The organism is Corallococcus terminator (assembly GCF_003611635.1).
Lineage (GTDB): Bacteria > Myxococcota > Myxococcia > Myxococcales > Myxococcaceae > Corallococcus > Corallococcus terminator.
This window is the reverse complement of sequence record NZ_RAVZ01000027.1, coordinates 1-12595: the sequence shown is the minus strand read 5'-3', so window position 1 is coordinate 12595 and position 12595 is coordinate 1. Positions and strand designations below refer to the sequence as shown.

General features: G+C 67.6%; 11 protein-coding genes and 1 pseudogene. 9 read left to right on the top strand and 3 right to left on the bottom strand.

Translation table 11 applies throughout. From position 1 onward, the window contains the following. Positions 1-117: 117 nt before the first annotated feature. On the top strand, positions 118-1335 hold the full coding sequence (locus tag D7V88_RS06425; protein ID WP_120539715.1) for a serine hydrolase domain-containing protein: 1218 nt from the start codon (positions 118-120) through the stop codon (positions 1333-1335). A gap of 179 nt (positions 1336-1514) precedes the next feature. On the opposite strand, the gene D7V88_RS06420 is transcribed toward D7V88_RS06425, so the two are convergent. After that, the gene (locus tag D7V88_RS06420) at positions 1515-1880 is read right to left on the bottom strand and encodes a hypothetical protein (protein WP_167509817.1); all 366 of its coding nucleotides are present in this window, start codon (positions 1878-1880) and stop codon (positions 1515-1517) included. Positions 1881-2296: 416 nt separating this feature from the next. Between D7V88_RS06420 and D7V88_RS06415 the strand changes: the two genes are divergently transcribed. The 3 genes from D7V88_RS06415 to D7V88_RS06405 all read left to right on the top strand — a co-directional run bounded on the left by D7V88_RS06415 (position 2297) and on the right by D7V88_RS06405 (position 4417). Continuing rightward, the gene (locus D7V88_RS06415; RefSeq protein ID WP_244238021.1) at positions 2297-2779 is read left to right on the top strand and encodes a DapH/DapD/GlmU-related protein; all 483 of its coding nucleotides are present in this window, start codon (positions 2297-2299) and stop codon (positions 2777-2779) included. A 254-nt stretch (positions 2780-3033) separates the two neighbouring features. Further along, positions 3034-3786, top strand: a complete 753-nt coding sequence (locus tag D7V88_RS06410) for an RICIN domain-containing protein (protein ID WP_158625015.1) — start codon at positions 3034-3036, stop codon at positions 3784-3786. Positions 3787-3841: 55 nt separating this feature from the next. Continuing rightward, positions 3842-4417 (top strand): class I SAM-dependent DNA methyltransferase, encoded by a 576-nt coding sequence (locus D7V88_RS06405; protein ID WP_120539711.1) that lies wholly within the window; start codon positions 3842-3844, stop codon positions 4415-4417. Between the two features lie 106 nt (positions 4418-4523). On the opposite strand, the gene D7V88_RS06400 is transcribed toward D7V88_RS06405, so the two are convergent. Beyond that, positions 4524-5438, bottom strand: coding sequence for an NmrA family NAD(P)-binding protein (locus D7V88_RS06400; RefSeq protein WP_120539710.1), 915 nt, complete (start codon positions 5436-5438; stop codon positions 4524-4526). 104 nt (positions 5439-5542) lie between these two features. On the opposite strand from D7V88_RS06400, the gene D7V88_RS06395 reads away from it, so the two are divergent. The 5 genes from D7V88_RS06395 to D7V88_RS06375 all read left to right on the top strand — a co-directional run bounded on the left by D7V88_RS06395 (position 5543) and on the right by D7V88_RS06375 (position 11120). Then, entirely contained in the window at positions 5543-6094 is a 552-nt protein-coding gene (locus tag D7V88_RS06395) for a TetR/AcrR family transcriptional regulator (RefSeq protein ID WP_120539709.1), read from the top strand. Between the two features lie 183 nt (positions 6095-6277). After that, complete coding sequence (locus D7V88_RS06390; protein ID WP_120539708.1) at positions 6278-7306, top strand: hypothetical protein; 1029 nt, start codon at positions 6278-6280, stop codon at positions 7304-7306. 261 nt (positions 7307-7567) lie between these two features. Beyond that, the gene (locus D7V88_RS06385) at positions 7568-8704 is read left to right on the top strand and encodes a serine hydrolase domain-containing protein (protein WP_120539742.1); all 1137 of its coding nucleotides are present in this window, start codon (positions 7568-7570) and stop codon (positions 8702-8704) included. Between the two features lie 18 nt (positions 8705-8722). Further along, positions 8723-9085, top strand: a complete 363-nt coding sequence (locus D7V88_RS44285) for a hypothetical protein (protein WP_244238020.1) — start codon at positions 8723-8725, stop codon at positions 9083-9085. 130 nt (positions 9086-9215) lie between these two features. Continuing rightward, complete coding sequence (locus D7V88_RS06375; protein WP_120539707.1) at positions 9216-11120, top strand: bifunctional metallophosphatase/5'-nucleotidase; 1905 nt, start codon at positions 9216-9218, stop codon at positions 11118-11120. Positions 11121-11293: 173 nt separating this feature from the next. Here D7V88_RS06375 and D7V88_RS06370 read toward each other — a convergent pair. Continuing rightward, positions 11294-12387: pseudogene (locus tag D7V88_RS06370) on the bottom strand (IS5 family transposase). Positions 12388-12595 lie beyond the last annotated feature (208 nt).

Here is a 12595-nt window from a genome sequence, read left to right as displayed (position 1 = left end):
GCGCGGCGCCGCCCCACGCGCATTCCAGCGACGCCGCGAGACGTTGGGCGACGCGCACCCCTACGCGCCGCGCCGGCCACCGCATCCTCTTCTCCGTCCCCCTTCGGAGGAACGCCCATGCGTGCCGTGCTCCTGCTCTGCCTCATCCTTCCGCTGTCCCTCGCCCAGGCCCAGAGCCTCCAGGTGCAACCCCATGCCTTCCAGGCCCGCGACGATCGCGGCGTTCAGGCCAGGCCGCGCCCCCTCTCCGTGCCCGCCGTCGCGCCACCGCCGTTCGCCCAGGTCATCGAGCGCGAAGTGCCGGCCCTCATGAAAGAAGCCCGTATCCAAGGCGCGGCCGTGGGGCTGATTGTCGGAGGCAAGCTGGTCTACGCGAAGGGCTTCGGCTTCGCGGACCACGCGGGCAAGGTGCCAGTGACGTCCGGCACGGTGTTCGCCGCCGCCTCGCTGGCCAAGCCAATCGCCAGTTGGGTGACGATGCGTTTGGTCGAGCAGGGGCGCGTGCAGTTGGATGCGTCGGTGGCCGATGTGCTGTCGCCGTGGCCGCTGGCTCAGAGCCCGTTCGACCCTCGCCTGATCACGATCCGCCACCTGCTGTCGCACACCGCGGGCACGACCCTGGGCGGGTATCAGGGCTGGCTCGATTTCAAGGAGCTGCCGAGCCTGGAGGAGTCGCTGGCCGGCAAGACGAATGGACGCGGCGCGGTGGAATTGTTCGCGCCGGTCGGCGTGAAGTTCCAATACTCCGGCGGCGGCTACACCCTGATGCAGTTGGCCATCGAGCGGACCACGCGGCGCAAGTATTCGGACCTGGCGCGCGAGCTGGTGTTCCGGCCGCTGGGCATGAAACACAGCAGCGTCGCCATGACGCCGCAGGTGCTGGCCGGCGCGGCGCAGGGACACGGCGACGATGGCATGCCGGTGCCGATGCGCTACTACGTCGAGCAGGCGCCTTCGACCCTGACCACCACCGTCCGCGACTTCGCCCGCTGGATGATTGCCGGCATGGCGAACACCGCCGGCGCGCATCCACTGACCCAGGCGCGACTGGCCCAGATGTACACACCCGCGGAACTGAGCACGCCGCGCGCGCCCGATGAGGTGGTCTACGGCCTGGGCCACTTCATCGAACGCCTTGGCGACGGCAGCACCGCCGTCGGTCATGACGGGCGCAACCAGGCTGGCTTCCGCGCCAATTTCTTGATGCGTCCGCAGTCCGGCGACGGCATCGTCTTCTTCAGCAACTCCCGCAGCGGTCTGGCTTTGGATCGCGTCGTCTGCCTGTGGGGCGCCGACGTGGCCAGGGTCGACCCGGTGACGACCTGCAAGAAATAGCGTTGCGTTCTACCGGGTGCCCGAATGCGCGGCGCAGCTTCCACCCTTGCTTGACCCGACGAGAAAACCGACGGGTGGGAGCGCCTGAAGGACAACGCGGAAGACCTGTCGAGCGACGAAGAGCAATTGCCGCTCGGTGCCGGGGGACCGCGTGTAGAGTCCCCATCCGTCTCATGCTCTCAGCGAGCGCGCACTGTGCAGGAGGTCTTGATGTAGTCCACATCGTCATAGTAGGCGCATGAGAAATACACATCCAATCTGGCGGTCGCGGTGCAGTCCTGGCGCCCGGTCTGGGCGGTGAGGTCTGTGTCCAGATTCACGCAATCGCAGCCCTTGCAGCTCGCCTTCTTCTCCAGACATAGATGGCTCGTCACATCGGTGACGATGGTCGCGCAGTATTGGGTGGCGCGCTTGCAGCTTATGTCGCCACACTCAAGGGTCTCCGGGAACGAGTTGGTGTCCTCGTCCACTTCGTCTTCGTTCGAGCCACCACAGCCCACCGCCAGCATGGAGAGAAGCACCAGGTACCGCGTCGTCGCCGTCATGTCGTCATCCCGAGGAGTCACGGGGGGCATGAACGCCCCCTCCTGACGGGAAGAGACAGGCCGGGCGACACCGTTGCATGAAATCGACCGCTGCCCTCCCGGCTGGACCGGGGGCGATAGAAAAGCCCAGCAACTCCTTGAGGTTGCTGGGCTCCCCAGGTTGTCCCCGACGGGATTCGAACCCGCGGATCCGAACAATCCAAGCCCGAATTCTCGCGGCCGCGCTCGCCGCAGGCGCATGGGCGAGACACTGTCATCGGCGACCGAGAGGCGAGCAAAGGCGCTGGACGTGCGTGTGGGGAGGGCGCGAAGCTCGTGGAATGCCCATTGACCGTCTCATGCGCATCCACAGCCCTGAGTCCCAAGCGAGCGGGGAGAGGGTTCTGAGCCCTGAGTTCACGGCGATGAGTCAGAGGGTGCTGCGGGTCACCGAGCTGACGTCGCGCCTCAACGTCCTGCCTTTCGAGGACGAGGTGGGCAAGGCAGCGCTGTTCGAGCAGATCCTGGGCCGACCGCTCCCGAGAAGGGTCACGATCTATCCGCCCTTCTACACGGACCACGGCCTTCATCTGGACCTTTCCGAGCGTGTGTTCATCAATCAGGGCTGCACGTTCCTGGACTACGCCGGCATTCGGCTGGGCGAAGGTGTGATGGTCGGCCCGAAGGCCACGTTCATCACCGTCAGCCATCCGGTCGACCCGGGTGAGCGGCGGCTGTACCTCACGGGCGCACCCATCGATGTGGCGGAGAACGTGTGGATCGGCGCGGGCGCGACGATCATGCCCGGGGTCCGTATCGGGCGTGACGCCGTGGTCGCGGCCGGGGCGGTCGTCGTCGACGACGTGCCCGCGGCGAGTTTGGTGACCGGCCCCAAGGCGACCGTTCGCCGACGGTGGTGATGCACGAGCGCGCTTCAGGCGATCCTTGGCCCGGATGCTGTTGACGGCGCTCCTCACTGCGCTGGTGGCTGCTGGGAGCGCCTACGTGGACGTGTGGAGGTGGACGCGCTGGGGGACGGCGGCCTCCGTACCGGTTCCTTGGGTCTCCCGGCGAAGTGAATGAAATTCCCGGCTCCCCGTCATGAAGGACACAGTGCGAGAGGGCGGCGAGAGCTGACACTCCGCTGGAGACCTCAATGAAAAGGAGAAGTCCCATGTTCGCGGTTCGCAGTGGCTCCGAGGCTGGTCGTGCGCGTGAAAACCGATCGTCCGCGAAGGGCAGGGGATGGGCAGCGCTCGCGCTGTTGCTCCTGCCGCTGACGGCGGCGGCGGGGCCGGGCCCGAACTACCGCTGGGACGAGTCGCGCAACCGCTCCGGGCCCAACCGCTGCCACGATGCCTCGCAGTGCGATGGCGCACGCACGTGCAGCCCCGCGGGCTGGTGTCAGGGCGAGGCGCGCCCCGCGCCGCCCCCTCCGCCTCCTGGGCGTTCGGGGTGGGAGCCTGGCCGGGGAGGGACGCGTCCCCAGCGCAGCACCTCCATCCGCAGCAAGCTCGCGGGGCTCGTCATCGACATCGAGGGTGCCAACCGCTCGCCCGGCGCGGGGCTCGTCGCCTTCCGGGCCAAGTCCAACCGAGAGGGCAATGACAACCAGATGTGGGAGTTGGTGCCCACGCAAGGCGGCTACCTCATCCGCAGCCGGCTCAACGGGCTCGTGCTCGACGTGGAGGGGGCCAACGAGGCCGCGGGAACCCGCGTGATCACCTGGGAGGCCCACGGCGGACTCAATCAGGTGTGGCAGCTCGTGCCCGGTCGCGTCCGCGGCACCTACTTCATCCAGAGCAAGCTCAACGGCCTTGTGCTGGATATCGAGGGCGGCAGGACGGATGGCTCGGGGCGGCTCATCACCTTCCCCATGCATCGCAACGGGTCGGCGGACAACCAGCTCTGGCGGCTGGACATCTGACCCCATCACCCCTGGGGGCCGAGCGCCTCGAGCCCGCCCAGGAGGAGGCTGACGCGTGCACGAGTACGATTTGATCGCGGACTGGTATGCATCCCACCGCACAGGGCTCATGGGCGTCCCGGAAGTGACCGCGCTCGCGGCCTCACTTCCGGCCGGCGCCTTGGTGCTGGACGTCGGCTGCGGCACGGGACTGCCGCTGACGCGGGTGCTGCTGGAGCACGGCTGCCACGTGATGGGAGTGGATAGCTCCCGCGAGCTGCTGGCGCGATTTCAAGCGAACTTCCCCCACGTGCCGGTGATCTGTGCGCCCATCCAGTCGTGTGAGCTTCAGGCGCGGACGTTCGACGCCGCGATTGCGTGGGGAGTCCTGTTCCACCTGCGCCACGAAGAGCAGGAGCAGGCGATCGCCAGTATTGCGAGGGCATTGAAACCTGACGCCGCGTTCCTCTTCACCTCGGGCGACGTCCACGGCTCCCTCGACGGCGAGCCGATGAATGGCGTGCCGTTCCGCTATCATTCGTACAGCGTCGACGGGTATCGCGACCTGCTGCGCGCGCACGGGCTCACGCTGGACGCGACGCACACGGACCCAGGCGAGAACGTCTACTTCCTGTCGCGCAAGACTGGATAAGGCGGCTTCTCGCCATCATGGCCTGGGGCGCGGAGACCCAGGGGCGAAGCGCTGGCCGCGAGTGCCGCGGCGCTGGTCGCCTTGGGTAGACATTGGAGGAATGCGGTCAGGTCCTCTCGCGACGTTGCCGCGCCCACGTCTCGAAGCTCGTGGGCGAAAGGCCGTAGGCGCGTGCGATTTCGGGTCGTGCCAGCAGCGGGGCGACGTTCATGTAGGTCAAGCCCCGCGCCACGTCGGGATGCAGGCCGGCCGCGACGGCCTCCTCGACCGTGCTTGACTGGACCTCATACTCCTTGCCGTCGAGGCGCGAGAGGATCTCTGCGACTTGAGGAAGCGTGAGCACGTCACCCGCGAGCTCTAGCGTCACGCCGCTGAACGTCGCGGGATCGTTGAGCGCCGCCGCGGCTGCCTGACCGACGTCTTCTGGCGCGATCCACGCGAGGGGCCGTTCGGTCTTGATCACCGTGAGCAGTCGGCGCCCGTCGACGAACCCGGCGGGATCCAACATGGCGTGATCCATGAAGGTGGCGGGCAGGATGAGGGTCCAGTGCTTGAAGCCCGCGCTGCGTACGAGTTCGCAGGTGGCGAGCTTGTTCTCCCAGTACGTCTCGTGCGCGCTCCAGCGCCCCTCCGCCCAGCCCTCGACGTTGCGGTGGGTGCCAACGCCAGTCGTCGCCGTGTGCACGAACGTCTCGACGCCCTCGGCAAGCGCGGCCTCGACGAGGTTCCTCCCTTGCTGGCGCTCCTTGCTGAAGTCGATACCGGTCGCGGAGACGATGGGGGCCTGCATCGAGAAGACCGCCCGCGCTCCGGCGCAGGCGGCGCGCAACGAGGCCGGATCGTCGAGGTCCCCGACGACGACCTCGGCGCCAGCCGCCGCGAGGGCCCTGGCGTTCGCCGCCTCCGGGTTGCGCACCATCACGCGCACCGGAGTGTTGCCCCCGGCCAGCAGCGCCCGAGCGGTAGCGCCGCCCTGGCGTCCGGTGGCGGCGGTGACGAGGACGGGATTTCCGCGACTCATGGGCAGCTCCTTTGTAAGTGGGGGACCCCACCGCTTATTTTCGTGGTTAGATACGGAGGGGTACCCCGTTTGTCAAGCAAGGGGCTCATGAGGAGGAGCGCGCCGTGGAGCAGGTGAAGCCGTTGCGGGCGGATGGGCGACGCAACCGGGAGCGGATTGTCGCGGTCGCCGCGGAGCTGGTCGGCAGAGATGGCGCGCAGGTGTCGCTGGAGGAGATCTCGCGGCGGGCGGGGGTCGGCTCGGCGACCCTGCACCGGCACTTCCCGTCGCGGCAGGCGCTGCTGGAGGCGGTCTTTCGCGAGGGTGTCGCGCAATTGTGTGCGCGGGCCGCCGCGCAACCGGGCAAGGAGCCCGCCGCCGAGTTGGCGTCCTGGCTCGAGGAATTGACGGTCTACACCGCGACCCACCGGGGGCTCGCCACTGCGCTGCTGGCCGGCCCGGATGGCCTCTCCGCCGAAGAGATCTGCTGTACCGACATGCTGCTCGACGTGTTGAACGTCCTGGTCGTCCGGGCGTCATCGGCGGGCGTGCTTCACTCCGGCGCCACGTCGGAGGATCTGATAACCCTGGCGAATTCGATTGCCGTCGCCAACGAAGACGATCCGCTCACCGCGCGCCGGGTGCTGCGTCTCGCGCTCAATGGCATACGGCCGTGAGCGCCGCTGGGCGGCACACCTGCCAGTCTCAGGCTCTCCTTGCAGCGGCCGGGTCTGGCACAGGCGTGGGGATGGGATGGCCGGGGGATGCGTCCCTTGCTGAAGTTATCATGACAGAGCAGGCCACATGGCCCGACGACCCATCGCGGGGGAGTGGGCCTGGCGCCTGATCGAGGACAGACCGTGGAATTCCGACACCTCTCCGCACCCGCCTGGTCGGCGTTCAAATCCTGGCTGCTCAAGTTGCATGGCGTTCCCGTCTCCCACCTCCGGCTCCTGACCGGTGGCTGTCCGGCGGAGGAGCTGCCCGCGCTCGCGAAGGAACTCAAGCGCGTGCGGGCCGACTTCAAGAAGCGCCCCAACGTGGTCTCGGCCCCCGCGGACGAGCGCCTCCGGACGGACTACGCGGCGCTCGGTGTGCCCTGGTCCGCATGGAGCGAGGTGGCGCGCGAGGTCCAGCGCGACCTGAAGCGCAAACGGTACGCGCGCTGGACGGGGGCGGATGCGCTCGAGTTCCCCGAGGGGCCTTGCGCCGAGGACCTGGTGACCGTCTTGTTGTTCGGAGGCGTGGAGCAGGCACGACCCCATCTGCTGCGCCGCGCGTCGCTCGCCGCAGGCTCGCTCGAGGCGCTGTGGTGCCGCTGGCTGGCGGGTGAGCCGCTCGAACCCGAGACGCTGCGCTCGTTCGTGGGTGCGCCGGAGCGACTCGCCGAGCCCCTCTACACTCCAGGCATCGAGGAGGTGCTGCCGCTGTACTTTGTCGAGCCCGACCCCGCACGCGCCGAGCGGGCGCTGGCGGTCGCCTCGGCCCAGATGGGCTCGTCCCGGTCGCAACCGTTGATGGACTTCCTGCGCTCCCTGCTCGGCCTGTGGCGGCAGGACACTTCGGTGGAGGAGGTGAGGGCGCGCTTCGATACGTATGTCGCGACCGTCTCGCCCTCGGAGGTCGCCCATCTGAGCGCGCCCGCCTATCTGTATGGCCGATACATCGAGGCACTCCCCCCGCACGCGGTGCTGGAGCGGGTGGGCTCGCGTCTCGAGCGCATCGCCGTGCCTGCCCGGGTTGCCGATGTCCAGCCCGTCATGGAGGCCCTCGCCGCGCTCGAGGAGTTGACGGCCATGGGCCTGGGCCTCCGCGTGGAGCAGCGGCCCGGGGATGTTCTCCTCTCCGCACAGGAGCCGGAGACCGGGGGAGGGGACGAGTTCCTGTAGCGCTGCCGCATGCGATGAGCGTCGTGCTGTCGAGTTGATGAGGTCGGAGCACCCGGTTCGGCCCGGCGCTGCTTCCGGCACGGCCCCGAATCCGCGCCTGCCTCGCCTGCACCGAAAGTCGACGACCGTGCGCGCCTCGCTCACCCGCCTCAACGGTTTCATGACGCAGCGACCGAATTTGGGGTAGGCACAGGCCTCGCGTGTCTGGCTCCGACCTGGGGGGCGTGCGAGAGTGCCCATCCCCTTTGGACGATGCGCCTGATGAACAAACTCTCCGTAGCCATTGCTGGAATGATGCTGGTGCTGGCCGCTTGCAAGACGACGGGCCCTGCACCCGCCCGCGATATCCCCACGGCAATGAACCAAGCCGCGACGACCCTGCTGCAGTCACGACTGCTGCACGCAACGTCGATCGCAGTGGTCTATCGCGGTGAGGAGTTCATCCTGCATCGGGGTGAGCTGGAGACCGGCAAGTCCAATCCGCCCGATGATTCGACCCTCTATGAGATAGGGTCGGTCAGCAAGACCTTCGTCGGCCTGCTGTTGGCAAACGCTGTCCTCGAAGGCAAGGCGACCCTCGACGACCCGATACAAAAGTATCTGCCGTCCGCCTATCCGAACCTTCAGTCAGACGGCGGGCCGATCCGTCTGCGCCATCTGGTCACACACACCAGCGGCATGCCGGGGATGTTGCCACTGCAAGTGAATGAGGTGTTGAGGGACTTCACTGCGCATGCCACCCCGGCAAAGCTCAATGCCGCCTATGCGGACTACGGGCAGCCGCGGTTCTGGCAGGACCTGCACACCGTCAGCATCAAGGGCCCGCTCGGCAAGGACTATGCTTACTCGAGCGCCGGCACCGAGTTGGTCGCGCACACCCTTGAGAAGATCCACGGGGCTCCCTACGAGTCGTTGCTCGCGGAGTTCCTGGCGCGGGAAGCCGGTATGCACGACACGTGGCTGCGCCTGCGTGCCCAGGACGCCAACCGCTTGGCTCCTGGCTACCACAGCGACAACCCGGTCGGCACCACGCCGATGCCACTCCTGCCCTGGGGCGCGGCGGGAGCCTTGAAGGCGACGATGCCGGAGATGGTGAAGTACTTGCGCTTGCAGTTGAGCAACCATCCCGCGGTGACAGAGTCACACAAGCCGCTGGTGCGTTTCGCGGAGGACTTCAGCATTGGCTATTTCTGGAACATCGGCCAGAGCAGCCAGTTGGGCACCCACTACGTGCATCACGGCGGCGTGCCTCGCGCGCAATGCTATCTCTACCTCGTGCCGAAGTATCAGTTGGGGGTGTTCATCATCACCAACCAGAGCGGCGATGCGACCGCCAACGCCATGGAACGCGCGCTGGCGCCCCTCTTTGACAGGGTCGAATCCATGCAGGGGCGCTAGCATGGCGAACAACAGGGAGTGAGTACGCGTCGAGCCCCCGCAGACTTCTCTCAGCTCGACAAGTCGTCGGAGAGCATGTGGAGCAGGGAGGCCGCGCGCTACGCCGTCATCTTCGGTTTGCTCTTGGAGGCCGAGGGCTCACGGGTCGGAATCGAAGAGGCAGGTCAACGCGAGGCCCATGAGGGCCTGCCGGTGCGCACCGTCTACCTGCGTGGCCCCGTAGCTGTCCCGGCGGTGTCGTCCGAGACTGGCTTCGCCTGGCGCGGAGAGGCGGAGCGCTTCGGTCGCGCGCACGGTCAGGTGGCCGTCCTGGTGGGTCGCACCGGAGGTCCCGCGGAGTTGCTGCTGTGTGGCAACGAAGCGCCGCCATCCGCGCCATGAGTACGGGCGGCAGCCGCAGACCCGTGTCGAGACGAAGTCGGGGCGCGAGCTTCACCGTGCCGCCATGAAGTCGCGCCATCGTCCACGAACCAGAGTAGGTTCTTCCTCTTTGTTCGTTGGAGTTCCGTCGATGCCACAAGCCACACCGCGCTCGTCACTGCTGGAAGCGCGTCCCAGCGTCTTCCTGCTCGCCGGAGCGTTCGTCACCGGCATGTTCCTCTTCGCCCAGGGCGGCTGCGGAGGTGACGAGTGCCAGGACGCCGCCGACTGCCGTGAAGACAAGGGACCGCCGGCTTCGAACACGGAGTGGGTCTGCGAGGACAAGCGCTGTGAGCAGCATTCCGTCCAGGTGCCGACCCCGGATTCCGGCACGGACGCGGGGACGCCCGACGCGGGGAGACCCGACGCGGGGACTCCCGACTCGGGTCCCACCACGGTGAGCGTGCAGGTGCTCGCGTTCAATGACTTCCACGGGCAGCTCGAGGAGCCCGCGGGCCAGATTCTGACGGGTGTGGCCCCCGACGGTGGACCGGTGCGGGTGAACGCGGGCGGCGTGACGTACTTCGCCCGGCACATCGCGGCCCTGCGGGCCGCCAATCCGAACACGGTGGTGGTAGCGGCGGGAGACCTCATCGGCGCCTCCCCGCTGCTGTCGGGGCTCTTCCACGACGAGCCCACCGTCGAGGCGATGAACCTGATTGGCCTGGACCTGGTCGCGGTGGGCAACCACGAGTTCGACGAGGGCAGCACGGAGCTGTTGCGCATGCAGTCGGGCGGCTGCCACCCGGTGGATGGCTGCCTGGACGGGGATGGCTTCCCGGGCGCGAAGTTCAAGTTCCTGGCGGCCAACGTGGCCACGGGCGTGGACCGCACGCTGTTCCCCCGCTACGACGTGCGCGAGTTCGAGGGCGTGAAGGTGGCCTTCATCGGCATGACGTTGGAGGGCACGCCGGAAATCGTCACGCCCACGGGCGTGGCGGGGCTCACCTTCAAGGACGAAGTGCAGACGGTGAACGCGCTGGTGCCGGAGCTGCGGCGGCAGGGCATCGAAGCCATCATCGTGGTGGTGCACCAGGGCGGAATTCCGACCTCGGGCTCGCTGGTGAACGAATGCAAGGGCGCGGGTGCGGACGGCCTCATCTCAGGTGCCATCGTGGGCGTGGCCAAGGGCCTCAACGACGCGGTGGATGTCATCGTCAGCGGCCACACGCATCAGGCCTACAACTGCGTCATCGATGGCAAGGTCGTCACGAGCGCCTCGTCGATGGGGCAGCTCGTCACGGACATCGACCTGACGTTGAGCAAGGTGACGGGCGACGTCGTGGAGGCGCGAGCGAACAACATCATCGTCACTCGCGACGTGCAGGAGGTCGGCGCGGTGAAGGAGCTGGTGACGAAGTACCAGGAGCTCGTCACGCCGAGGGCCAACCGGGTCATCGGCTGGGTGTCGCAGACGCTCAGGACACAGTCGGACTCCGTGGGCCAGTCCACCCTGGGCTTCGTCATCGCGGACTCGCATCTGGAGGCGACGAAGCCCGCGAACCTGGGTGGGGCGCAGGTGGCCTTCATGAACCCGGGCGGCGTGCGCGCGGACATCGCCCAGGGCGAGGTCACCTACGGCGAGGCCTTCACCACGCAGCCGTTCGGCAACAGCCTGGTCACCCTGACGCTGACGGGCGCGCAAATCGAGCAACTGCTGGAGCGGCAGTGGCGGCCGTCGGGAGCCACCCTCATGCAGCTTCCGTCGGCGGGCTTCACCTATGCGTTCAGCGCGTCGGCGCCCGTCGGAAGCCGCGTTGACCCGGCGTCCATCCGGATCAACGGCGTGACGGTGGACCCGGCGGCGAACTACCGCGTCACCGCGAACAACTACCTCGCGAGTGGGGGTGATGGCTTCCAGGTGTTCGCCGAGGGGACGAACCGGCTGGGTGGCGCCGTGGACAGCGACGCGCTGGAGGCATACCTGAAGGCACACAGCAGCCAGGCGAGCCCCTTGCCCGCCCCCGCGCTCAATCGCATCACCATGCTGCCCTAGCAGGCTGCTGAAGAAGTCGGTTTCGGGCCGGACGCGCTGCTCCACGCGGGTCCGGCTCGTCAATGAGAGGTTTTCGAGCGGTTTTCTGACGACCAGGGAGGCGCCCTGCGGCGGTTGCAGCCCCGTCCCCAGGCCCACCGGGGCGAACTGCTGCCCGGCAGGCGCGCGGCGTGTCAGGCGGGCATGAGTCGGGCCATGCGTGTCAGGTTGTAGGCGGCGGCGACGAAGTAGGCCCACAGGCCCGTCCTCGCCTGGCCTCGGTAGCGTGTCTTCCTGAAGCCGCCCACCGTCTTCATCCAGCCGAATATCTCCTCGACTCGCTTTCTGGCGCGCTGGCTCAGGGCATAGCCTCCGTGGCGTGTTGTGCGTCCGTCGACGCGGCTGGCGCGGCGCACGTCGCGCGTCTGGGCCACATGGGGTGTCACCCCGCGCTCGCGCGTGGCATCCACGAAGCGCTGCACGTCGTATCCGGCATCCGCCCCCAGCGTCGTGGGCACCAGCCCCCTCTGTTTCTGCCGGTCGAGCATCCGCAGCGCTCCCACCCACTCCGCTTCGCCCGTCGCCAACTCCACCGTGATGTCCGCCACCAGCCCGGTGCGGTTCTCCATCAGCACGCTGGCCGAGTAGGAGAGCTTCGCGCCGTTGCCTCCTTTGCGCGCCAGCCTCGACTCCGGGTCCGTCGTCGACTCGTGCGTGGCGTTGCCGCGCTTCTCCCCGTGGAAGTTGACGGTAGGGTTGCCCTTGTCGTCCGGAGGCCCCTCATCCTTGTCGCCCTTCTTCTTGAAGGACTTCACGCCGGCCCACGCCTCGATGAGCGTGCCATCCACCGTGAAGTGCTCCGCCGACATCAGCCCCTGGCCCTTGGCCTGGCCCACCACGCCCTCGAAGAAACGTCGAGGAAACGTCGAGCCGCGTCGGCCTTCAGCAGCCGCTGCTTGTTCTTCGCGAAGCTCGACGCATCGAAGCTCGGCTCGTCCAGGCTCATGTCCAAGAAGAAGCGAAAGAGCAGGTCGTACTCCAGCCGCTCGCAGAACTGCCGCTCGCTGCGCACGCTGTAGAGCGCGATGAGCAGGCACGCCTTGAGCAGCGCTTCCGGCGGAATCCCCGGACGCCCCGTGCCCGAGTACATGGCGTCGAAGACGGGCGAGAGCTCTTTGAGCTGGGCATCCGCGAGCGCCTTGATGCGCCGGATGGGGTGGCCCTGGGGCACCCGCTGCGCCGGCTGCACCAAGCTGAAGCTCGACTGACCCCTGACCTCTCCACGCATGTCCGCAACCCTCCAGGTCAGGAGGAGATCATGCCCCGGTGCGGGAGGTCGACCCCGCACCGGAGTTTTTCAGCAGCCTGCTAGTACTACTCAGTCAGTTGCGTCGAGTCGAGGGGCATGATCTACGTCGAGGTCATGACCCCTGCACAGATGCGCAAGCTGGACAGAGAGCTGCGCGAGTACCTGGAGTCGATGGTGGAGGGGATGG